Raw genomic sequence first — 21,521 nt, forward strand, 5'->3', positions numbered from 1 at the left:
AGCATCGTCATGGCTGAGCCGCTTTTCCTCATCAAACCCGACTGGCACGACGCGCACGGCGGACCCTGGTACTGCCCGCCTGGCGCGGTGATCGAGGGCGTGCTCAGCTTCTATCCGAAGCTGCGCGAACTGCTGGATGTGGTCTATGTGGACTTCCCGCGCCCGCGCCCGGCTGTGCTGGAGTGGGTCGGGGAGGCGGATCAGAGCTGTCCGCTGCTGGTGCTGGACGGCCAGTTCGACTGGCCTGACGCCCAGGTCAGTGCGACGACTGGCCGCCTGTTCCTGCAGGACGAGGCGATTATTCCCTATCTGGCCGCCCGTTACGGGATCGGTCTGCCGCACCCCTAGAGGTCAGTCATGCCCATCGGCATCTTCACCATGATCGGTATCTACGTCGTCGTCTGGTGGACGGTGCTGTTCGGCATTCTGCCGCTGGGCATGTCGCAGGAATCGCCTGAACCGCCGAAGGACGGCGCCCAGTGGGGCGCGCCCAAGACGCCGAATCTGAAGAAGAAGTTCATCACCACGACCTGGGTGGCGGTGCTGGTCTGGATCTTCATCATGGTGCTGATCTTCACCGGCTGGCTGCCTCTGCCTGATTTCTCGCGGGCGCCAGCCGTCTAAACGATAAGGCGGCCTAGCTTTCGCCCTGGTCCAACGGCTAAAGCCTTAAGACTGTTTCGACGCCTAGGATTCCTGATCATGCGCCTGTCGCGCTTTTTCCTGCCCACGCTGAAGGAAGCCCCTTCGGACGCCCAGATTGTTTCGCACCAGCTGATGCTGCGCGCGGGCATGATCAAACAGGAGGCCGCCGGCATCTACGCCTGGCTGCCATTGGGTCTGCGGGTGCTGCGCAAGATCGAGCAGATCGTGCGTGAAGAACAGCAGCGGGCAGGGGCGGTCGAACTGCTGATGCCCACGCTGCAACTGGCCGATCTGTGGCGCGAGTCGGGTCGTTACGACGCCTACGGCCCCGAAATGCTGCGCATCACGGACCGCCATGAGCGCGAACTGCTGTACGGACCCACCAACGAGGAGATGATCACCGACATCTTCCGGGCCTATGTGAAGTCCTACAAGTCCCTGCCGCTGAACCTGTTTCACATTCAGTGGAAGTTCCGCGACGAGCGCCGCCCGCGCTTTGGCGTGATGCGCGGCCGTGAGTTCTTGATGAAGGACGCCTATTCGTTCGACGTGGACGAGGCGGCCGCCCGCATCGCCTACAAGCGCATGTTCGCCGCCTATCTGAACACCTTCTCGCGGCTGGGCCTGAAAGCCGTGCCGATGCGCGCCGACACCGGCCCCATCGGCGGCGACCTGAGCCACGAATTCATCGTTCTGGCCGAGACCGGCGAGAGCGAGGTCTTCTGCGACCGCAAGCTGGTCGAGATGGATGCGCCGGGCCACAACCTCGGCGTCGAGCAACTGGAAGACGTCTTCAAGGAACGCACGGTCCTGTACGCCGCCACCGAAGAAATGCACGACGTCGCGCGTTTCGAGAGCGAGACGGCGGAGGGCGACCGCCTGTCCGCGCGCGGCATCGAGGTCGGTCACATCTTCTATTTCGGCACGAAATATTCGGCGCCGATGAAGGCCAAGGTTGCTGGTCCTGACGGTCAGGACGCCGAGGTCCATATGGGCAGCTACGGCGTCGGCGTGTCGCGCCTGCTGGGCGCCATCATCGAGGCCAGCCACGACGAAGGCGGCATCATCTGGCCGGATTCGGTCGCGCCGTTCGACGTGGTCGTCATCAATCTGCGCGCCAATGACGAAGCCGTTTCGGCGGCCTGTGAAGACGCAGTGGCTCAGTTGGAGAAGCTGGGTAAGGACGTGCTGTATGACGACACCGACGAACGCCCCGGCGGCAAGTTCGCCACCGCTGATCTGATCGGCGTGCCGTGGCAGCTGACCATCGGTCCCAAGGGACTGGCTGACGGCGTGGTCGAGCTGAAGCGCCGTGCGACCGGCGAAAAACTGTCTGTGCCGCTGGCTGAAGCCCTCGAAAGGTTGACTGCTTGAACCTGCCGTCTCGTCCTTCCGGTCCATTCTCCTCGTGGGAGATCGGTCTCGCCCTCCGTTATCTGCGCGCCAAGCGCAAGGAGGGCGGGGTCGCCCTGATCGCCATCATCAGCTTCATCGGCATTCTGCTGGCCGTGATGGCGCTGATCGTGGTGCTGAGCATCATGTCGGGCTTCAGGAACGAACTGCTGGGACGGATGCTGTCCTTCAACGGACATATGTATGTCCAGGGCAGCGTCCTGACCTCACTGGATCGAGACGAGGCGTTGAAGCGGATTGCAGCCGTGCCGGGCGTCGTCAGCGTGGCGCCGCTGAACGAGGCGCAGAGCCTGGTTCGCGTCGGCAGCTATACGACCGGCGCTGTCGTGCGCGGTGTGCGGCCCGAAGACCTGGCGGACACCAAGTTCGTCTTTGACAGTCTGACGCCTGCCGAACGGGACAGTTTCGGCAAGGGCGCCTATGGCGGCGACCGCATTCTGATGGGGGCGACGCTCGCCAACTCCATGGGGGTGCGTGTCGGTGATCCCATCACCCTGTTTTCGCCCACGGGTGCCGACAGCGCCTTCGGCAATCTGGGCGGGCTGGAAAAAACCTACTACATCGGCGGCCTGTTCCGCTCCGGCGCGGCGGATTACGACCGCGCCTTCATGTTCATGCCGTTGGAGCAGCAGCAGCTGTTCTTCGGCAAGGAAGGCGTCTGGGAGGTCATCGAGATTAAGGTCGCGAACGCCGACAAGGTGGGCGACATGACCGCAGCGGTGCGTGACGCCGCCGGGCCAGGGGCCATCGTCACCGACTGGCGCGAACGTCAAGCCGCATTCTACGGCGCGCTGAAGGTTGAGCGCGTGGCCATGAGCATTATCCTGGGCATGGTGGTCGCCATCGCCGCGCTGAACATCATCTCCGGCATAGTCATGCTGGTGAAGAACAAGACCAAGGACATCGCGATCCTGCGCACCATCGGGGCCAGCCCGTCGTCCATCCTGCGCGTTTTCTTCATGGCGGGGTCCATGATCGGCATCGCGGGGACCATCGCAGGGCTGATCCTGGGGCTGTTGTTCTGTCTGAACATCGGCGCGATCCAGCACGCGTTGGAGTGGGTGTTCCAGACCAAGCTGTTCAACTCCGACGTCTATATGCTGGACGCCATTCCGGCGGAGGTCGATCCGGTTGACGTTATCTGGATCACCGTCTGGGCCACCTTCATGTCCTGCATCGCCAGTCTGATTCCGTCGTGGGTCGCCACCCGGATCGATCCGATCGAGGCGCTGCGTTATGAGTAAGGCTCCCATCCTGTCTGTGCGCGGTCTGACGCGCACCTATGAGACGGCGCTCGGCGGTTTGACCGTGCTGAAAGGCGTCGATCTGGACGTGTTTCCCGGTGAGATCGTGGGGCTGATCGGTCCATCCGGCTCGGGCAAGTCGTCGCTGCTGCACGCGGCTGGTCTGCTGGAGCGGCCTACGGTGGGCACGGTGACGATTGACGGCGAGGCTGTCGGAAATCTGGACGAGCGGGCGCGTACGCGCCTGCGCCTCAGCCGGATCGGCTTCGTCTATCAGTTCCACCACCTGCTGCCCGAGTTCGATGCGCGCGATAATGTCGCGCTGCCCATGAGGATCGCGGGTGTCACGCAGGCGGAGGCCCGCAAGCGCGCCGAAGAGACGCTGACGGTGCTTGGCCTCGGCGAGCGGATGACGCACCAGCCGGCGCAGCTTTCAGGCGGCGAGCAGCAGCGTGTGGCCATCGGCCGCGCATTGGCGAATGGGCCACGTCTGCTGCTGGCGGATGAACCGACGGGCAATCTGGATCCGACGACCAGCCAGTCCGTCTTCGAGTCCCTGCGCAGTCTGGCGAAGACCACGGGCGTCGCCGCCCTGATCGCCACCCACAACATGGAGCTGGCCGGCCATATGGACCGGGTGTTCGCCCTGAAGGACGGCCACCTGGAAGAGCGCGCCGCCGAGAGCCACGCCTACTGATTTTCAGGTTACGCGGCTCAGTGCCGGGTTGTGTGCGAACGGGTGGACGGGAAGCTGTCGGCGGGGGCCATCAGCCCGTCGCCGTACCCTCCGACAATGGTTTCCGCCTGACGCAACGCCAGCCAGGTCAGGAAGGTGGGCAGGGTGGTGAGGTCCGAGGCGGTGTCGTCCAGTTCCTCTCGCAGCCAGGTCCGTTCCTCCTTGGCCAGGGTCGGCGCCAGGAGAGCAGGGGCCCGATAGGTTCGCTGGGCGATGGGGCGGCGCAACAGCAGCTGGACGTCGACCTCGCAAGGGCTGTCCTCCAGCATCTGAGTAAAGCGGTCCAGATACTGTCCGATGCCTTCAAGACCATACATGACGCGATTGGCGTCGCAGAGGATGACGCCGGCCAATCCCAAGGTTCTGGCATGGCCTTTGCGTAGATCCCTGAGAGCGGGCCAAAGACGACCCGTTTCGAAATCCTGCTCTACGCTAGTGACAAGGATTGCGGCTTCCAGCATGCCGACACGGCGCTCATTCAGTGATTTCATCATCACCTGATGGCTGGACCAACTGCGCTGCTTGATCAATTGCGTGGGACTACGAGGTTTCGCAGATCAACCGGCCTTGTATTTTGTGCGCATGGAAAGTTTGGGACTCTCGACGTTTGATCCTGCAGCATCGAACGACCGCCTTCGCAAGTCGGGAGGCATGGGCGATGAGCAATCGACGGAGCGCGTTGCTCAGGGAACTGATGTGACCCAGGAAATCCTGGTGATCGACGACGACCCTGCGATCCTGGGCATGACGCTGCTCACATTCCGCGAGGCCGGATTTCAGGCGGTGGGTTTCACCGACCCGCTGGACGCCCTGATGTGGGCGTCGGATGCTGACCCGACCTGCATCGTCGTTGATCTGAAGCTGCCGGGCATCGAAGGGTTGGATCTGGTCGGCGCCTTCTGCGCCTTCGGGCGGCACGCGGTCATTCTGGTCAGCGCCTATGTCGATGTGCTGACGACCGTCGACGCCATGCGCCTGGGCGTCGACAATGTCCTGACCAAGCCCACCACCCCAGAACAACTGCTGGGCGCGGCGCGGCGGGCGCTGGATATCCTGGCCTCCATCCCACGGCAGGACACGCTGACATTCACGCGGCGCGAGCGGCAGGTGGCCGAGTATCTGGTGGCGGGCCGCACCACCAAACAGATCGCACAGGCATTGTCGCTCAGTCCGCGGACTGTCGAGTTCTTCCGCGCCAGCCTGTTGCGCAAAACCCAGTCGCCGAACTCGGCGGCCCTGGCCTCGGCCTTGACGCGCATAGGGTTCACAGCGTCCGACGCTTGACGGGAACAAAATCGGAACATAGAACATTCCCGGAACACAGAAGTTGATCTGGGGATAAGCTGATGCCGCGTTTGATGAGGGATATGCTGTCGCTTGCGTCGTGCGGCGGCTTCGTCTGGATGGTCTGGCAGGCGGCTCTGATGGCTACGTCCGTCTGACGCTCCGACAGTCTGACCGTTTGACGCTCGCTTCTGCGACGCCATATCGGCCAAGCCGTTGGCGTAAGCGCCGAGTCGGCGTCTGATCCGGCCACAGACGAAGGAGCGAACAGTGAGTGCAGCAGAGGGTCAGGGTTTCGTCCATCTGCGCGTGCGCTCGGCCTATTCGCTGCTGGAAGGCGCGATCAAGGCGGGCAAGATCGGCAAGATGGCGGCGGACGCCGGCATGCCGGCTGTCGCGGTCGCGGACCGGGCCAATCTGTTCGGTGCGCTGGAGTTCAGTCAGGCCACAAAGGATTCCGGGGTTCAGCCCATTGTCGCCTGCGCCCTGCCTGTGTTCGGCATCGGAGGGCAGCTCAACGCCCGCTGGGCCAAGATGTCCACCGTCGTCCTATTGGCCCAGAACGAGGCGGGCTGGCTGAATCTGTGCGCCCTGTCGTCGTCCGCCTATCTCGACTCCGGCGAAATGCCCGAACCGGGCGTCGATTGGCGTCAGGTCGTGGAGCGGTCCGAAGGTCTGCTGCTGCTGTCGGGCGGGCCGGACGGTCCGGTCGATCCGCTGCTCGCGCAGGGAAAGAAAGCCGAGGCGGTCGAGGCGCTGGAGGCCATGAAGGCGGCGTTTGGCGACCGTTTCTACGTCGAACTGCAACGCCACGGGCTCGACGATGAACGACGCGCCGAGCCGGGATTGGTCGAATGGGCCTACGCCAATGACGTGCCGCTGGTCGCGACCAACGACGTCTATTACGCCAAGGCGTCGCAGGCGAAGTCGCACGACGCCCTGTTGTGCATCGCCGACGGCGCCTTCACAGGTCAGGAAGATCGGCGCCGGATCACGGGCGAGCACTGGTTCAAGTCCGCCGAGGCGATGCGCGAACTGTTCGCGGACCTGCCCGAGGCCTGCGACAACACCATCGACATCGCCCGGCGTTGCGCCTTCCTGGTCAAGACGCATGCGCCGATCCTGCCCCGCTTCGATACGGGGGCAGGGCGCTCAGAAGCTGATGAACTGGCGCATCAGGCGCGCGAGGGCCTGAAGGTCCGTCTGACCGAGGTCGAGGCCGCCGTTCCCGAAGAGGAATACTGGACCCGCCTGGAGTGGGAGGTCGGGATCATCCAGCAGATGGGTTTCCCCGGCTACTTCCTGATCGTGTCGGACTTCATCAAATGGGCCAAGGAACATGGCATCCCGGTGGGGCCGGGGCGGGGCTCTGGCGCCGGTTCGCTGGTCGCCTGGTCGCTGACCATCACCGATCTTGACCCCCTGCGGTTCGGCCTGCTGTTCGAGCGCTTCCTGAACCCGGAACGGGTCTCCATGCCCGACTTCGATATCGACTTCTGCCAGGAGCGGCGAGAAGAGGTGATCGACTATGTGCAGGCCCACTACGGCAAGGACCGGGTCGCGCAGATCATCACCTTCGGCACCCTGCAGGCACGGGCCGTGCTGCGTGATGTGGGGCGGGTGCTGCAGATGCCGCTGGGACAGGTGGACCGGCTCTGCAAGATGGTGCCGAACAACCCGGCCAATCCGGTAACCCTGGCCCAGGCCATTGAGCTGGAGCCGCGCCTGAAAGAGGCGCGCGACGCCGAGGCTGCGGTGAAGACCCTGCTGGAGACGGCGCTGGAGCTTGAGGGCCTGTACCGCAACGCCTCGACTCACGCGGCGGGCATTGTCATCGGCGACCGGCCCCTGACGGAACTGGTGCCGCTGTACCAAGACCCGCGCTCCACCATTCCGGCCAGCCAGTTCAATATGAAGTGGGTGGAGCCTGCGGGGCTGGTGAAGTTCGACTTCCTGGGCCTGAAGACCCTGACGACCCTGGACCGCGCGCACGGCTATCTGTCGCGTCGCGGATTGGCGCCGACCTGGAATCAACTGCCGCTGAATGACGCCAAAACCTACGAACTGATGGCCTCCGGCCAGACGGTCGGCGTGTTCCAGCTGGAATCTCAAGGCATGCGCGACACCCTGCGCAAGATGCGATGCAGCTCGATCGAGGAGATCACCGCGCTGATCTCCCTGTATCGGCCGGGCCCGATGGAGATGATCGACACCTATATCGACCGGAAATTCGGTCGGGCCGAGGTCGACTATCTGCATCCGTCGCTGACCGAGGTGCTGACCGAGACCTATGGCGTCATCATCTACCAGGAGCAGGTGATGAAGATCGCCCAAATCCTGGCGGGCTACAGCCTGGGTGAAGCCGACCTTCTGCGCCGCGCGATGGGCAAGAAGAAGAAGGAGGAGATGGACTTCCAGCGCCTTCGCTTCGTCAAGGGCGCGCTGGAGAAGGGTGTCCCCGAGGCCCAGTCAGGCTCCATCTTCGATTTGGTGGCCAAGTTTGCGGGCTACGGCTTCAACAAGTCGCACGCCGCCGCCTATGCGTTGATTTCGTTCCAGACGGGCTGGTTGAAGGCCAATCATCCGGTCGAGTTCTTCGCCGCGTCGATGAGCCTCGATCTCTCGAACACCGACAAGCTGGCGGTCTTCTATCAGGATGCGCGGCGGTTCGAGGTGCCGGTCCTGGCGCCGGACATCAACCGCTCGTCCGCCGACTTCGACGTGGCCTGGGACGATGACAAAGGATCGGTACTTTATGCGCTGGGCGCGATCCGCAACGTGGGCCTTGAGGCCATGAAGCACGTCATCGAGGTGCGCGAGACGGGCGGGCGTTTCCCCGACATCTTCGACTTCCTTGAGCGGGTCGATCCGCGCAGCGTCAACAAGCGGGCGCTGGAAGGCCTGGCCAAGGCGGGCGCGTTCGACAGCATCCATCCCAACCGCCGCCAGCTGGTGGAGCAGGCCGACATCCTGATGGCCTATTGCCAGAGTGTGGCGGCGGAGCGTGCGTCGTCGCAGGTGTCGCTTTTCGGCGGCGACCAGGCGCACGCTGCACGACCGCGCCTGAAGAATGTAGACCCTTGGGTCGGGCCGGAACGTCTGGATCACGAACTGGCTGCGGTTGGCTTCTATCTGTCGGGGCACCCGTTGGACGAGATGACGACGGCGCTGAAGCGCAAGCGCGTCACCTTTGTCGCCGAAGCGATTCCGCTGGCGGAATCCGGTCACGAAGCTTTCCAGATGGCGGGCATGGTGCGGCGCAGGCAGGAACGCGCCAGCGCGCGCACCGGCGAGAAGTTCGCCTTCGTCACCTTCTCGGACCCCACCGGCGAGTTTGAATGCCTGTTCCCGCCGGAGCAGTTGCGCAAATGCCGTGAGGTGCTGGAGCTGGGGGCGTCCGTCATGGTGCGTGTGCGCGCCAAGTCGTCAGACGGGGAGGTGCGCTTCTTCGGTGATGACGCATCACGAATGGACAACCTGCTGGATGACGCCAACATCGGTCTGCGCATCCATGTGTCGGCCCGAACCGCGGACGCCGAGGCCTTGCGGTCGCGGTTGGAGAAGGCCCGATCCGGCGCGATCGGAAAGGGCGGGGAAGTGTCTCTGGTCGCCTCTCTGGATGGTCGTCAGGAGGTCGAGCTGAAACTGCCCGGACGCTATCGACTGGATGGCGCTTTGCGGGGCGCGCTGAAGTCGGCGCCCGGCGTCGTCATGCTGGAAGAAGCCTGAGGCGCCGGCTCAATCGGTTGAATTTGGGAACTTCGCGGGGCGCTGAGAGGTTTGGGGAGTCCACAGGGAGACTACTCCAATGAAATATATCGCCATCGCCAGCGTCGCATCGCTGGCCCTGCTCGCCGCCTGCAGCCAGGGCGGAGACAGCGCAAAACAGAATGCAGCCGAGGCCGTGAACGCCACGCAGGACGCCACATCGGGCGTTGTCGGCCAGACCTCGGCCGCCACAGTTGGCGCCAATACGGTGGGCGGTTTCGTCACCGGCCTGGCCACCGGCAATCTGTATGAGCTGGAGGCCGCCAAGGTGGCGGCTGCCAAATCCACCAGCGCTGACGTCAAGGCTTTGGCCGCCATGATCACCAAGGACCATACGGCCGCGGGCCACAAGCTGGCCGAGGTTGCGCCGACGGCCGCGCCGGATGTGACTATTCCCACCGCCCTGGACGCACGTCGTCAGGGGCTGATCGACAATCTGAACGCCGCCACGCCTGGCGATTTCAATAAGGTCTATCTGGACCAGCAGATCGCCGCTCATAACGAGACGCTGACCCTGCTGAACGGGTTTGAGGGCAATACGGATGCGCCAGCCCTGTCCGCCCTGGCTCGTGAACTGATTCCGACGGTCACGGCGCACCGGGATCGCGCCCAGACTCTGCGGGATGCAATCCGATAGGGACGGCTCAACGTCTTGGTGGAAAAGGCGGTCCAGAAATGGGCCGCCTTTTTCGTTGCGGACGAGCGGCGCTTGCCTTTCCGGCCGATCCCGCCTACATCGCGCGGGCATTTCGCAACGCGGGTGAGGCGCGCTTCGGGGAGACATCCCGATACGCACCATTCCGAGGGTCATCTGACCTTTAATCCCCCGCGCCACGTTTGATCGGAAAAAGGACTGAACGATCATGGCTTTGCCAGAATTCTCGATGCGCACCCTGCTGGAAGCAGGCGCTCACTTCGGCCACCAGACGCACCGCTGGAACCCGAAGATGGACCGCTACATCTTCGGCTCGCGCTCGAACATCCACATCATCGACCTGTCGCAGACGATGCCGCTGTTCCACCAGGCTCTGGTGGCCGTGCGTGAAGTCGCCGCCAAGGGCGGTCGCGTTCTGTTCGTCGGCACCAAGCGCCAGGCCTCGGAGCCGGTTGCTGAAGCCGCCAAGCGCTGCGCCCAGTACTACATGAACAACCGTTGGCTCGGCGGCACGCTGACCAACTGGCGTACGGTTTCGGGCTCGATCGCTCGCCTGCGTGAACTGGAAGGCATCCTCGAGAACGGTGGCGAAGGCCGCGTCAAGAAGGAACTGCTGACGCTGCAACGCGAGAAGGACAAGCTGGAACTGTCGCTGGGCGGTATCAAGGACATGGGTTCGATCCCGGACATCATGTTCGTGATCGACACCAACAAGGAAGCGATCGCGATCCAGGAAGCCCGCAAGCTGAACATCCCGATCATCGCCATCCTGGACACCAATTCGGATCCGGACGGCATCACCTATCCGGTCCCGGGCAACGACGACGCCGCGCGCGCCATCCAGACCTACTGCGACCTGATCGCCGACGCCGTCCTGGACGGTCTGGCGGCTGGCGCTTCGGCCTCGGGCATCGACCTGGGCGCTTCGGAAGCCCCGGTTGAGCCGATGCTGCGCGAAGCCTCGGCTCCGGTTGCTGCTGAAGCTGCACCGGCCGGCACGGAAGGCGCTGCTGCTGAACTGGAAGCGGCTGCTGAACCGACCGTCGAAGCTGAGAAGGCTGAGGGCTGATCGCCCTACGGTCTTCTGAGGTGCTAAAGCCTAGCGCCAGGAAAGAAGGCCGTGCGTTGAACTGACACACGGCCGGGCTAAAGCAGCCCGGCCGTTCCCACATCGAAATCCCCCCAAGGAGAAGAACATGGCCGAGATCACTGCCGCCCTCGTGAAGGAACTTCGCGAGCGTTCGGGCGTCGGCATGATGGACTGCAAGAAGGCGCTGGTCGAAAACGACGGCAACATCGATGCAGCAATCGACTGGCTGCGCGCCAAGGGCCTGTCCAAGGCCGCCAAGAAGGCTGACCGCGTCGCCGCTGAAGGCCTGGTCGCTGTCGCGTCGAAGGAAGACGGCAAGGGCGAAGTCGCCGCCGCCATCGAATTCAACGCCGAAACCGACTTCGTCGCCCGTAACGAACTGTTCCAGAACGCCGCCAAGTCGTTCGCCCAACTGGGGCTGGAGCACCACACGGTCGAAGCCCTGCACGGCGCTGAACTGGAAGCTGGCAAGACGGTCCAGGACGAAGTGACGAACATGATCGCCACCATCGGCGAGAACATGCAACTGCGCCGCGCCGCCCGCCTGTCGGTGGAAGAAGGCGTGGTTTCAACCTACGTCCACAATGCTGTCTCGCCGGGCGTTGGCCGCATCGGCGTGTTGGTCGCCCTGGAAGGCGAGGGCGACAAGACCGCTCTGCGCGAACTGGGCCGCAAGATCGCCATGCACGTCGCCGCGACTGCTCCGCTGTCGTTGAACACGGACGATCTGGATCCGGCTGCGATCGAGAAGGAACGCACCGTCCTGACCGAGAAGGCCAAGGAAGAAGGCCGTCCGGAAAACATGATCGCCAAGATCGTCGAAGGTCAGATCAACAAGTTCCAGAAGGACGTGGTGCTGTCCAAGCAACCGTTCGTCATGGATCCGGACGTGACCATCGAACAGCTGGTCGCCAACTCGGCCAAGGAACTGGGCTCCTCCAACCTGCGCCTGGCCGGCTTCGTCCGTCTGGCGCTGGGCGAAGGCGTCGAGAAGGTTGAAGGCCCCGACTTCGCGTCGGAAGTCGCCTCCATGATGGGCGGCAACTAAGCTCCTATCCCCTCATTCGTGAGGGATTTGCATCAGAAGGGCGCGTTCGGCTTTGATGGCTGACGCGCCCTTCGTCTATAAGAAGTCGCCTGATTCAATGGCGCCGCAGTAAAACGGAACCCCCCGCATGCCCGACGCCCCCGCCAACTTCCGCTACAAACGCGTGCTGCTGAAGGTTTCTGGTGAAGTCCTGATGGGCGACCAATCCTTCGGCGTCGACATGGCGACCGTGGATACGGTGGCCAAGGCCGTGGCGCAGGTGGCGGCAGAGGGCGTTGAAATCTGCCTGGTGATCGGCGGCGGCAACATCTTCCGAGGCCTGTCCAAGGCGGCGGCGGGCATGGAACGCGCCCAGGCAGACTATATGGGCATGCTGGCGACCATCATGAACGCCCTGGCGATGCAGTCGGCGCTCGAGAAGATCGGCGTGTCGACCCGCGTGCAGAGCGCCATTCCCATGGCCGCCATCGCTGAACCCTACATTCGCCGCCGCGCCCTGCGTCACCTGGAAAAGGGACGCGTGGTGATTTTCGCCGCAGGCGTGGGCGCCCCCTTCTTCACGACCGACTCGGGCGCAGCCTTGCGCGCGGCTGAGATGGGCTGCGACGCCCTGCTGAAGGGCACCAGCGTCGACGGCGTCTATACCGCCGATCCCAAGAAGGATCCGACCGCGACCCGCTATGAAACCCTGACCTATCAGGATGTGCTGGCCAAGGATCTGCGCGTCATGGACGCCTCGGCCATCGCCATGATGCGCGACACGGGCATTCCGATCGTGGTCTTCTCGATCCGGGAAGACGATTCACTTCGCCGGACCCTGACGGGCGAAGGCACGTTCACGGTGATCAAGGACGCTGCCTGAGCAGCCCGAGAGACCTGACAGAGACAAGAGAGACCTAGACGATGGCCAAGCCTGAACTGAAAACCTACCGCGACCGCATGGACAAGTCGGTCGCCGCCCTGAAGGAAGAATTCAGCGGTCTGCGCACCGGCCGCGCCAATGCCGGGCTGCTGGAGCCGGTACGTGTCGAGGCCTATGGCTCGGCTTCGCCGCTGACGGCGGTCGCCGCAGTCAGCGTGCCGGAACCGCGCATGATCTCGGTCAACGTCTGGGACAAGTCGATGGTGGTCGCCGTCGAAAAGGCCATCCGCAACGCCAACCTGGGCCTGAACCCTATCGTCGATGGCCAGACGCTGCGCATCCCGGTTCCTCCTCTGACGGAAGAGCGCCGCAAGGACCTGGTCAAGCTGGCCGGCAAATATGCCGAACAGCAGAAGATCGCCGTGCGCAACGTCCGTCGCGACGCCAACGACGACTTCAAGAAGGCTGAGAAGGGCGGCGAAATCAGCCAGGACGAACAAAAGAAGCTGGAAACCGATGTCCAGAAGGAAACGGACGCGGCTATCAAGCGCATCGACGAAGCCTTGAAGACCAAGGAACAAGAGATCATGCAGGTCTGAGGCGAACCGACTTGGCGCGGAAGGAAACTCACAGCAGATGACGGCCGCGCCTACAGGTTCGGAGACCGCAGTGATCGGTGTCGATGGCGCACGCCCGCATGGTCCGCGCCATGTCGCGATCATCATGGACGGCAACGGCCGCTGGGCGAAGGCGCGCGGTCTGCCGCGTGCAATCGGCCATCGTGAAGGCGTCCAGGCGCTGAAACGCACCATCCAGGCTGCGCCCGACTATGGCATTGAATGCCTGACGGTGTTCGGCTTCTCGACCGAGAACTGGAGCCGTCCAGAGGACGAGGTGTCGGATCTGATGGGTCTGGTCCGCACCTATCTGGCCAGCGATCTGACGCGGCTGGAGAAGGCGGGGGTGCGTCTGCGCATTCTGGGGCGCCGCACGGGCCTGCCATCCGACATCGTTGCGATCATCGACAAGGCCGAGGCCCAGACGGCGCACAACACCCGCTTCCTGTTGCAGGTCGCCTTCAACTATGGCGGGCGGGCCGATCTGGTGGACGCGGCGCGTCGCCACGCGGAAAAATTGTTGGCCGGTGAAACGATCGAGCCGATCAGTGAACAGACGTTCGAGACGGGATTGGCGACCGCGGGCTCGCCTCCGCTCGATCTGATCGTGCGGACGTCAGGTGAAAAACGCCTGTCGAACTTCCTGTTGTGGGAAGCCGCCTATGCCGAACTGGTGTTCCAGGAGGTGCTGTGGCCCGATTATGGACCCAAGGCGCTGGCAGAGGCGGTCGCCGCCTTTGGCGAACGTGATCGCCGCTACGGCGGACGTGACGTCGTTCCTGCGCGGGCGGCGGGCTGATGGCGGTCAAGGGGCGTGACATTGCGTTGCGGGCGGCTTCCGCCGTCGTGCTCGCGCCTGCGGCGGTGGCGGCGACCTGGGCGGGGGGCGTCTGGTTCCTGGGCCTGATGGTCGCAGCCTGCATCGTTCTGGCCTTTGAATGGGCGGCGATGAGTGCGCCGCACGCGCGTCGCGTGATGGGCGGCGCTGTGTCGTTCGGCGTCGTGGCAGCAGTGATCAGCGCGCATTTCGGGGCCATGTCCGTCGCCTTTGTCATGCTGGTGTTCGGCGCAGTTGCAGCGGGCGTCTATGCGCGCAGCCGGGGGCAGCAGGCGCTGGATGCGTCCTACGGGGTTCTCTACCTCGGCTGGCCTGCGGTTCTGCTGATCTGGCTGCGGGCCGTCGACAGCCCGGTTGGCCTGCACTGGACGGTGCTGGTGTTCGCGGTGGCCTGGTCTGCCGATATTCTGGCCTATCTGGCGGGTTCGACCCTTGGCGGACCGAAGCTTTGGCCGCGTTTTTCGCCCAACAAGACGTGGTCAGGCTTCATCGGGGGGCTGGTCGCCGGGACGATCGCAGGCGCGGTCATGACGGCCTGGGTCGATATGGGGCGTCTGACGATCTTCTGGGGCGCTGCGCTGGGTCTGGCCGCCGCGCTGGCGACCATGGGCGGCGACCTATGGGAATCGGCGCTGAAGCGGCGGTTTGGCGTCAAGGATGCGGGCAATACCATTCCGGGACACGGCGGATTGCTGGATCGGGTTGACGGGCTGATGTTCGCTGTCGTCGTGGTCGCGGCCGGGCGTCTGGTCGTGCTGATGCTTGAGCGTGCGGCATGATCCGTCGTCGTGTCACGGTTCTGGGTTCGACAGGCTCTGTCGGATCGTCGACGCTGGACCTGATGGAGCAGGCGGAGGCCACGGGCACGGGGGCTTTTGAGGTTGAGGCGTTGACGGGCGGCGCCAACATCGGCCGTCTGGCCGAACAGGCGCAGCGCTGGAAGCCAAGGCTGGCGGTGACGGCGGACCCAGCCAGACTGAACGATCTGCGCGACGCCCTGGCCGGAACCGGGATTGAGGTCGCGGCGGGCGAGGCCGCCATCGTCGAAGCAGCCACGCGCCCCAGCGACTGGATCATGGCGTCCATCGTTGGCGCCGCTGGTCTGAAATCGGCCTGGGCGGCGGCGGACACCGGCGCGATCCTCGCCTTGGCCAATAAGGAGAGCCTGGTCTGCTGCGGCCCGGCCCTTATCGAGCGCGTCGGACGGGCAGGGGGCAAGCTGATCCCCGTCGATTCCGAACATTCGGCCATTTTCCAGGTCTTCCCCGCAGACGCGCCGGAGCGCGTGTCGAAACTGGTGCTGACGGCATCGGGCGGACCCTTCCGTCAGGTTTCGCGTGAGCGGATGGCGTCGGCGACGCCGGAACAGGCGGTTGCGCATCCGAACTGGAGCATGGGGGCCAAGATTTCGGTCGACAGCGCCACCATGGCCAATAAAGGCCTGGAGATGATCGAGGCGGCCTATCTGTTCGGCATGACCGAAGATCGGATCGACGTGGTGGTCCACCCGGAATCAATCATCCACAGCCTTGTGGAATATGTGGATGGTTCGACCTTGGCCCAAATGGGCGCGCCGGACATGCGCACGCCCATCGCCTGCGCCCTGGCCTGGCCCGAGCGGATCGCCTGGCCCGCGCCCAGGCTGGACCTGCCTGCGCTGGGTCGGCTGACGTTCGAGGCGCCGGATGTGGAGCGCTTCCCGGCGCTGGATCTGGCCCGTCAGGCGCTGAAATCGGGCGGGGCGGCGCCTGCCGTTTTCAACGCCGCCAACGAGGTGGCGGCCTTCGCCTTCCTTGACCGGAAGCTGGCGTTTCTCAATATTGCCGCAGTCGTCGCCGAAACCCTTGAACGTGCGACAAAAGCGGGGATGGTCTTCGGCTCTGGAGACGCCTGCGGCGCGGCCCTCTCGGTCGATGCCGAGGCGCGTCAGATGGCCAGGTCCATCATCGCCGGACTTGCGAATGCGGCCTGATCGGCCGGGGGAGACGATTTTCGAATGCTAGGCGCCCTGGGTCAGGTTCTGATCTATATTGTACCATTCCTGCTGGTGCTGACGTTCATCGTCACCATCCATGAACTGGGGCATTTCCTGGTGGCCCGCGCCTTTGGCGTGAAGGTTGACCGTTTCGCTGTCGGCTTCGGCAAGGCGATCTTCAGCCGCGTGGATCGGCACGGCATCGAATGGCGGCTGGGTTGGATCCCGGCGGGCGGCTATGTGAAATTCTCGGGTGATCTGGATGCGGCCAGCGTGCCGGATCAGGCGGGTCTTGCCGAACTGCGTCAGCGGCTGATCGCCGAGAAGGGGCCGGGCGCAGAGCGCGACTATTTCCATTTCAAGCCGGTCTGGCAGCGTGCGCTGATCACCGTCGCAGGACCGGTCGCCAATTTCATTCTGGCCATCGTCATCTTCGCCGCCACCTTCATGGCGCTGGGCGATGTCATCATGCCCGCGCGTGTGGCCCAGGTTCAGGAAGGATCGCCGGCGGCTCTGGCGGGCTTCCAGCCGGGCGACCTGATCACGGGCGTGAACGGACGCACGATCCAGAGCGGATCCGATGTGACCCAGACCGTGATGCTGAGCGCCGGTGATCCGGTTCGTTTTACCGTCGAGCGCGGCGCCCAGACGCTGGAGCTTGTCGCGACGCCGGAACGTCGCACGGAAGATGACGCGGTTGCAGGCCGCATTAAGGTCGCGCGCATCGGCCTGGGCCTGGGCGCCAGCCGCGCGGACATCCGCTATATCCGCTATGGCCCGATTGAAGCGGTCGGGGCGGGCGTGCGCCAGGTCGGCAGTGTTCTGAGTTCGACCCTGACCTATCTGGGGCGCATGGTGACCGGACGTGAATCCGGCGACCAGTTCAGCGGACCGCTGGGAATCGCCAAGGTCAGCGGCTCTCTGACCAACGAAGTCGTCAAGGCCAGCCCGGATCCCAAGGCGGCCGCAATCAACCTTTCGCTGACTCTGGTTCGCCTCGCTGCCATACTTTCGATCGGAATCGGCTTTCTAAACCTATTGCCCATCCCTGTGCTGGACGGCGGCCATCTGCTTTTCTACGGCTATGAAGCTGTGGCGCGCAGACCGGTGTCGGCGCGGTATCAGGAGATTGGCTATCGCGCAGGCCTTGCGCTTCTGGCGGGATTTATGTTGTTCGCGACGTGGAACGACCTACAGAAGCTCAACATCTTTCAATTCCTCGGCGGGCTCGTCTCGTGAGCCGACGCCAGCCCCCGATGGTTTCACGAATGAACGACATGACCTCTCGCGCCGCCGTCCGAATGGGCGCCCGCTCCAGCCTTCTGGCATTGACTGTGGCCGCCGGCCTCGGCGCACCCGCATTCGCCCAGTCTGCGCCCGCCCAGCCAGCCCCTGCGCCCCCTCAGGCCGCGCCTGCTGACGGTGCGACGCCGACAGTGCAGATGGCCGCGCCGACAGGCGTGCAGATCAACCGGATCGTGGTTCAGGGCGCACAGCGCATCGACCAGACGACGGTGCTGTCCTATCTGCCGATCCGTCCAGGCGACACGGTCGACGCGGGCGTGCTGGACGTCGCCGTCCGCACCCTGTCACGCACAGGTCTGTTCGCCGATGTTCAGCTAGGCGTCCAGAATGGCGATCTGGTCGTGCAGATCGTCGAGAACCCGATCATCAACCAGGTGGTGTTCGAGGGGAACAAGGCGGTCTCGCTCGACAAACTGACCAAGGAAGTGACGCTGAGCCCGCGCGGCATCTACACGCGCGCCAAGGTTCAGGAAGACGTCGGCGCCATTGTCGAACTGTACCGCCTGCAGGGTCGTATCTCGGCGACGGTCACGCCCAAGCTGGTCCAACTGGAGCAGAACCGCGTCGATGTGATCTTCGAAATCGACGAAGGTCCCAAGACCGGCATCAGCGCCATCAACATCCTGGGCAACCATGCCTATTCCGACCGCGATGTGCGCGGCGTGATGGTGACCCAGCGCACCCAATGGTGGAAATTCTTCTCCAGCAACGACAACTTCGACCCGAACCGACTGGAGTATGATCAGGAGCAGCTGCGGAAATTCTATACGAACCGCGGCTATTACGATTTCCGCATCGTGTCGTCGGTCGCTGAACTGCAGCCGGACAACCAGGCGTTCCAACTGACCCTGACGCTGGACGAAGGTCACAAATACACCTTCGGCGAAGTGAAGGTCGTCACCGAGAATGATCGCCTGAACGCCGCCTTCCTGGAGCGCTTGATCCCGATCCGCTCGGGCGCCCTGTACGAAAGCGACAAGATTGAGAGCGCCGTTGACGCCCTGACGTTCGCGGCGGGTTCGGCCGGTTACGCCTTCGTCGACATCAATCCGACCTATCGCGCCAATCCTGAAACGGACAAGGTCGACGTGACCTTCAACGTGTCGGAAGGCCAGCGCGTTTACATCGACCGTATCAATGTGGTCGGCAACACCCGCACCATCGATCCGGTCATCCGCCGCGAACTGATGCTGACGGAAGGCGACGCCTTCAACCGCGCCCTGATGGAGCGCTCGCGCAACAATCTGCGCGCGCTGGGCTTCTTCAAGGACGTGACAATCCAGGAAGAGCGCGGCAGCGCGCCTGACCGTTCGGTCATCAATGTCGCCGTGCAGGAACAGCCGACCGGCGAACTGTCCGTCGGCGCGGGCTTCAGCTCGGTCGACTCCTTCACGGTCAACCTGGGCATCTCGGAACGCAACTTCCGTGGACGCGGCCAGAACGTGGTGTCGCGTCTGGAATGGGGTTCGCTGCGCCAGCAGATCGACTTCCGCTTCACCGAACCGAAATTCCTGGGTCGTGACCTGCGCGCCGGCTTCGACCTGTTCCACTCGCGCTACGATCTCAGCAAGTATTCGTCGTATGACTACCGCTCGACCGGCGGCGGCGTGCGCCTGTCCTATCCGCTGAACGGCAACATGCTGCTCAGCACCCGCTACTTCCTGAAGAGCGATGAGATCATCGTGCCCTACAATTATTGCGGCACGGCTGGCCTTGGCTCGTCGGCGCTGTGCGATCAGATCGGCAGCTATCTGAACTCGTCCGCAGGCTACACCCTGCAGGTCAACTACACGAACGATCCGGTCCGTCCGACGCGCGGCTGGGCTGGCTCGCTGCGTCAGGATTTCGCCGGCATCGGCGGCGACGTGAACTACGTCAAGACCGAAGCAGACGCCTCCTGGTACTATGGCATCACGCCCAAGTGGATCGTCAGCGTCATGGGGCAGGCGGGCTATGTCACGGGCTGGAACGGCGATCCGATCCGCATCAACGACCGCTTCTTCAAGGGCGGCAACAGCTTCCGCGGCTTCGAAACCGCCGGCATGGGGCCGCGCGATCTGACCACGCGTGACGCACTGGGCGGCAACTTCTACGCCATCGGCACGGTCGAAGTGACCCTGCCGAACTATCTGCCCGAACAGTACGGCATCAAGACCTCGCTCTTTGCTGACGTGGGTACGCTGGGCGGTCTGGATGATCGCTACAAGCTGACCTCGACGGGTACGACGAACGCGAATATCGTTGACGAAATGGCGCTGCGGGCATCGGCTGGCGTCAGCATCCACTGGAAGTCGCCGATGGGTCCGATCCGCTTCGACATCTCCAAGGTCCTGGCCAAGGAAGACTACGACAAGACCGAATCCTTCCGCTTCTCGACCTCCACTCAGTTCTAAACAGCGGCGAAATCCGTCCGCACGAGGGTAAAATGAAAGCTCTGATCATCGCCGCTACGGCTGCGGCATCGCTTGTTTCCACTGCTGCTCTTGCCCAGCAGGCCGCGCCGCAAAACCCGGGTCCGGTCATTCCGGGCGTCTGCACCTATTACAACGCCCGTCTGCTGGCGCAGTCGTCGGCTGGTCAGGCTGTCGAAACCCGCATGCAGCAGCTGGCGCAGGAAGTTCAAGGTGAACTGCAGCCGTACGCCACTGCGATCCAGACCGAAGCAACGGCCCTGCAAAGCGGCGGCGCCAGCATCCCGGCTGACCAACTGAACCAGCGCCGTCAGGCCCTGCAGCAGCGCGCTCAAGAAGCCCAGCAACTGGAAGCCACGCGCGAAAACGAACTGCGCTATACCCTGGGTACTCAACGCCAGAAGATCACGGAAGCCGTTTCGCCGATCCTGACGGCCCTGTACCAGGAGAAGGGCTGCGGCCTGCTGCTGGACCGTGAAAGCGTCTTCATGATGAACCCGGCCATGGACCTGACGGACGTCGCGATCCAGCGTCTGAACGCCGCCCTGCCGACCCTGACGTTCAACCGCATGCCGGTGCCGGCTCAGTAAGCTTCTGGCTGCTGAAAAGGAAACAATGCCCGATACTCGCTTCTTTCAGACCCTGCCGTCCCTGACCGTCGCCGAACTGGCGGCGCAGATCGGAGGCGCGGTCGAGAGGGGCGGGGATCGGTCCATCGCCTCGGTCGCGCCTCTGTCATCCGCTGACAGGGGCGCGATTGCGTTTCTGGGTGATCGCAAGTTCGCCAATGCCCTGGCGCAAACCCAGGCGGGATGTGTGATCGTGCCGCCAGAAGCGGTTGAGGCCGCACCCGCCGAGGCCTCGGTCATCGTCTCACGCACGCCTCAGGCGTCATGGGCCAAGGCCTCGTTGCTGCTGCATCGCGCCATCACGCTCGACACCGCAATCACACCGCAGGATGCGGCCGAAGACGACAGCGTCGTCATCGAGCCGGGCGTGGTCCTGGGGACGGGCGTGCGCATCGGCCGTGGCTCGCGCATCTGCGCCAATACGGTGATCGGCCCAGGCGTGCAGATCGGGCGCGACTGCGTGATCGGTTCGAACGTCACCGTCAGCTTCGCCCTGATCGGGGATCGGGTGAAGCTGTATGCGGGGGCACGCATCGGCGAGGCGGGGTTCGGCGCGACCGGCACGGCTGCCGGTGTCATGGATATTCCGCAACTGGGCCGCGTCATCCTGCAGGACGGGGTGACGGTCGGCGCCAACAGCTGCATCGACCGCGGCGCCTATGACGACACGGTCATCGGCGAGAACACCAAGATCGATAATCTGGTCATGGTGGGCCACAACTGCGTCATCGGCCGCAACTGCCTGCTGGTCGCCAACACCGGGATATCCGGCTCCGTGACCGTGGGCGACAACGTCATATTCGGCGGCAAGGCCGGGATCGGCGACCACATCACCATCGGCGAAGGCGCGCGGGTCGCAGCGGGCGCTGGCGTGCTGGCCGACATTCCGGCGGGAGAAACCTGGTCTGGTTATCCCGCGCGGCCGATCCGTCAGTTCTTGCGCGAAACCGTCTGGCTCGCCAAACAGGCCTCTGCAAAGAAGGCTCCAAAGGAATCATAGG

20 protein-coding genes are annotated in these 21,521 nt (G+C 64.0%); 19 read left to right on the plus strand and 1 reads right to left on the minus strand.

The window, feature by feature from the left end:
- Positions 1-9 precede the first annotated feature (9 nt).
- The 5 genes from KWG56_RS04690 to KWG56_RS04710 all read left to right on the plus strand — a co-directional run bounded on the left by KWG56_RS04690 (position 10) and on the right by KWG56_RS04710 (position 3,999).
- Complete coding sequence (locus KWG56_RS04690; RefSeq protein WP_201097613.1) at positions 10-348, plus strand: DUF3088 family protein; 339 nt, start codon at positions 10-12, stop codon at positions 346-348.
- A gap of 9 nt (positions 349-357) precedes the next feature.
- Positions 358-624: a DUF1467 family protein gene (locus KWG56_RS04695; RefSeq protein WP_219353904.1), complete on the plus strand. Its 267-nt coding sequence runs from the start codon at positions 358-360 to the stop codon at positions 622-624.
- 78 nt (positions 625-702) lie between these two features.
- A complete protein-coding gene (gene proS, locus KWG56_RS04700; RefSeq protein ID WP_219353905.1) occupies positions 703-2,019 on the plus strand; it encodes a proline--tRNA ligase in 1,317 nt (438 codons plus the stop codon).
- Positions 2,016-3,302: a lipoprotein-releasing ABC transporter permease subunit gene (locus KWG56_RS04705; protein WP_219353906.1), complete on the plus strand. Its 1,287-nt coding sequence runs from the start codon at positions 2,016-2,018 to the stop codon at positions 3,300-3,302. Before proS ends, KWG56_RS04705 begins: the two co-directional genes overlap by 4 nt.
- Complete coding sequence (locus KWG56_RS04710; protein ID WP_219353907.1) at positions 3,295-3,999, plus strand: ABC transporter ATP-binding protein; 705 nt, start codon at positions 3,295-3,297, stop codon at positions 3,997-3,999. The genes KWG56_RS04705 and KWG56_RS04710 overlap by 8 nt, the downstream gene beginning before the upstream one ends.
- A gap of 17 nt (positions 4,000-4,016) precedes the next feature.
- Here the strand turns inward: KWG56_RS04710 and KWG56_RS04715 are convergent, their stop codons facing one another.
- Complete coding sequence (locus KWG56_RS04715) at positions 4,017-4,391, minus strand: hypothetical protein (protein ID WP_219353908.1); 375 nt, start codon at positions 4,389-4,391, stop codon at positions 4,017-4,019.
- 343 nt (positions 4,392-4,734) lie between these two features.
- Between KWG56_RS04715 and KWG56_RS04720 the strand changes: the two genes are divergently transcribed.
- The 14 genes from KWG56_RS04720 to lpxD all read left to right on the plus strand — a co-directional run bounded on the left by KWG56_RS04720 (position 4,735) and on the right by lpxD (position 21,520).
- Positions 4,735-5,322 carry a response regulator transcription factor gene (locus KWG56_RS04720; protein ID WP_244999641.1) on the plus strand — a complete coding sequence of 196 codons (588 nt, stop codon included), beginning with the start codon at positions 4,735-4,737 and terminating at the stop codon, positions 5,320-5,322.
- 270 nt (positions 5,323-5,592) lie between these two features.
- The gene (gene dnaE, locus KWG56_RS04725; RefSeq protein ID WP_219353909.1) at positions 5,593-9,051 is read left to right on the plus strand and encodes a DNA polymerase III subunit alpha; all 3,459 of its coding nucleotides are present in this window, start codon (positions 5,593-5,595) and stop codon (positions 9,049-9,051) included.
- A 79-nt stretch (positions 9,052-9,130) separates the two neighbouring features.
- Complete coding sequence (locus KWG56_RS04730; RefSeq protein WP_219353910.1) at positions 9,131-9,727, plus strand: DUF4142 domain-containing protein; 597 nt, start codon at positions 9,131-9,133, stop codon at positions 9,725-9,727.
- Between the two features lie 226 nt (positions 9,728-9,953).
- Positions 9,954-10,814, plus strand: a complete 861-nt coding sequence (rpsB, locus tag KWG56_RS04735) for a 30S ribosomal protein S2 (RefSeq protein ID WP_219353911.1) — start codon at positions 9,954-9,956, stop codon at positions 10,812-10,814.
- 127 nt (positions 10,815-10,941) lie between these two features.
- Complete coding sequence (gene tsf / locus KWG56_RS04740; RefSeq protein ID WP_219353912.1) at positions 10,942-11,883, plus strand: translation elongation factor Ts; 942 nt, start codon at positions 10,942-10,944, stop codon at positions 11,881-11,883.
- Between the two features lie 127 nt (positions 11,884-12,010).
- Positions 12,011-12,745, plus strand: a complete 735-nt coding sequence (gene pyrH / locus KWG56_RS04745; RefSeq protein WP_201097593.1) for a UMP kinase — start codon at positions 12,011-12,013, stop codon at positions 12,743-12,745.
- 41 nt (positions 12,746-12,786) lie between these two features.
- Positions 12,787-13,344 carry a ribosome recycling factor gene (gene frr, locus KWG56_RS04750; RefSeq protein WP_201097591.1) on the plus strand — a complete coding sequence of 186 codons (558 nt, stop codon included), beginning with the start codon at positions 12,787-12,789 and terminating at the stop codon, positions 13,342-13,344.
- 37 nt (positions 13,345-13,381) lie between these two features.
- Positions 13,382-14,161, plus strand: coding sequence for a polyprenyl diphosphate synthase (uppS, locus tag KWG56_RS04755; protein ID WP_219353913.1), 780 nt, complete (start codon positions 13,382-13,384; stop codon positions 14,159-14,161).
- Complete coding sequence (locus KWG56_RS04760; protein WP_201097587.1) at positions 14,161-14,979, plus strand: phosphatidate cytidylyltransferase; 819 nt, start codon at positions 14,161-14,163, stop codon at positions 14,977-14,979. Before uppS ends, KWG56_RS04760 begins: the two co-directional genes overlap by 1 nt.
- Positions 14,976-16,172 carry a 1-deoxy-D-xylulose-5-phosphate reductoisomerase gene (gene dxr, locus KWG56_RS04765; RefSeq protein ID WP_219353914.1) on the plus strand — a complete coding sequence of 399 codons (1,197 nt, stop codon included), beginning with the start codon at positions 14,976-14,978 and terminating at the stop codon, positions 16,170-16,172. The genes KWG56_RS04760 and dxr overlap by 4 nt, the downstream gene beginning before the upstream one ends.
- 24 nt (positions 16,173-16,196) lie before the next feature.
- Positions 16,197-17,414, plus strand: a complete 1,218-nt coding sequence (locus KWG56_RS04770) for a M50 family metallopeptidase (protein WP_201097584.1) — start codon at positions 16,197-16,199, stop codon at positions 17,412-17,414.
- Between the two features lie 29 nt (positions 17,415-17,443).
- Complete coding sequence (gene bamA / locus KWG56_RS04775) at positions 17,444-19,873, plus strand: outer membrane protein assembly factor BamA (protein ID WP_219353915.1); 2,430 nt, start codon at positions 17,444-17,446, stop codon at positions 19,871-19,873.
- 32 nt (positions 19,874-19,905) lie between these two features.
- A complete protein-coding gene (locus tag KWG56_RS04780) occupies positions 19,906-20,481 on the plus strand; it encodes an OmpH/Skp family outer membrane protein (protein ID WP_219353916.1) in 576 nt (191 codons plus the stop codon).
- Between the two features lie 25 nt (positions 20,482-20,506).
- Positions 20,507-21,520 carry a UDP-3-O-(3-hydroxymyristoyl)glucosamine N-acyltransferase gene (gene lpxD / locus KWG56_RS04785; RefSeq protein WP_219353917.1) on the plus strand — a complete coding sequence of 338 codons (1,014 nt, stop codon included), beginning with the start codon at positions 20,507-20,509 and terminating at the stop codon, positions 21,518-21,520.
- Position 21,521: the final 1 nt, after the last annotated feature.

It is taken from the genome of Brevundimonas nasdae (genome assembly GCF_019395145.1).
GTDB lineage: Bacteria > Pseudomonadota > Alphaproteobacteria > Caulobacterales > Caulobacteraceae > Brevundimonas > Brevundimonas nasdae.

Excerpts from the sequence above, each read along its gene's own strand:
- KWG56_RS04760 (WP_201097587.1), top strand. The coding sequence starts at position 14,161 with ATGGCGGTCAAGGGGCGTGACATTGCGTTGCGGGCGGCTTCCGCCGTC.
- lpxD (WP_219353917.1), top strand. The coding sequence starts at position 20,507 with ATGCCCGATACTCGCTTCTTTCAGACCCTGCCGTCCCTGACCGTCGCC.
- uppS (WP_219353913.1), top strand. The coding sequence starts at position 13,382 with ATGACGGCCGCGCCTACAGGTTCGGAGACCGCAGTGATCGGTGTCGAT.
- KWG56_RS04710 (WP_219353907.1), top strand. The coding sequence starts at position 3,295 with ATGAGTAAGGCTCCCATCCTGTCTGTGCGCGGTCTGACGCGCACCTAT.
- bamA (WP_219353915.1), top strand. The coding sequence starts at position 17,444 with ATGAACGACATGACCTCTCGCGCCGCCGTCCGAATGGGCGCCCGCTCC.
- tsf (WP_219353912.1), top strand. The coding sequence starts at position 10,942 with ATGGCCGAGATCACTGCCGCCCTCGTGAAGGAACTTCGCGAGCGTTCG.
- rpsB (WP_219353911.1), top strand. The coding sequence starts at position 9,954 with ATGGCTTTGCCAGAATTCTCGATGCGCACCCTGCTGGAAGCAGGCGCT.
- KWG56_RS04730 (WP_219353910.1), top strand. The coding sequence starts at position 9,131 with ATGAAATATATCGCCATCGCCAGCGTCGCATCGCTGGCCCTGCTCGCC.
- dxr (WP_219353914.1), top strand. The coding sequence starts at position 14,976 with ATGATCCGTCGTCGTGTCACGGTTCTGGGTTCGACAGGCTCTGTCGGA.
- KWG56_RS04690 (WP_201097613.1), top strand. The coding sequence starts at position 10 with ATGGCTGAGCCGCTTTTCCTCATCAAACCCGACTGGCACGACGCGCAC.
- proS (WP_219353905.1), top strand. The coding sequence starts at position 703 with ATGCGCCTGTCGCGCTTTTTCCTGCCCACGCTGAAGGAAGCCCCTTCG.
- KWG56_RS04780 (WP_219353916.1), top strand. The coding sequence starts at position 19,906 with ATGAAAGCTCTGATCATCGCCGCTACGGCTGCGGCATCGCTTGTTTCC.
- frr (WP_201097591.1), top strand. The coding sequence starts at position 12,787 with ATGGCCAAGCCTGAACTGAAAACCTACCGCGACCGCATGGACAAGTCG.
- pyrH (WP_201097593.1), top strand. The coding sequence starts at position 12,011 with ATGCCCGACGCCCCCGCCAACTTCCGCTACAAACGCGTGCTGCTGAAG.
- KWG56_RS04770 (WP_201097584.1), top strand. The coding sequence starts at position 16,197 with ATGCTAGGCGCCCTGGGTCAGGTTCTGATCTATATTGTACCATTCCTG.
- KWG56_RS04695 (WP_219353904.1), top strand. The coding sequence starts at position 358 with ATGCCCATCGGCATCTTCACCATGATCGGTATCTACGTCGTCGTCTGG.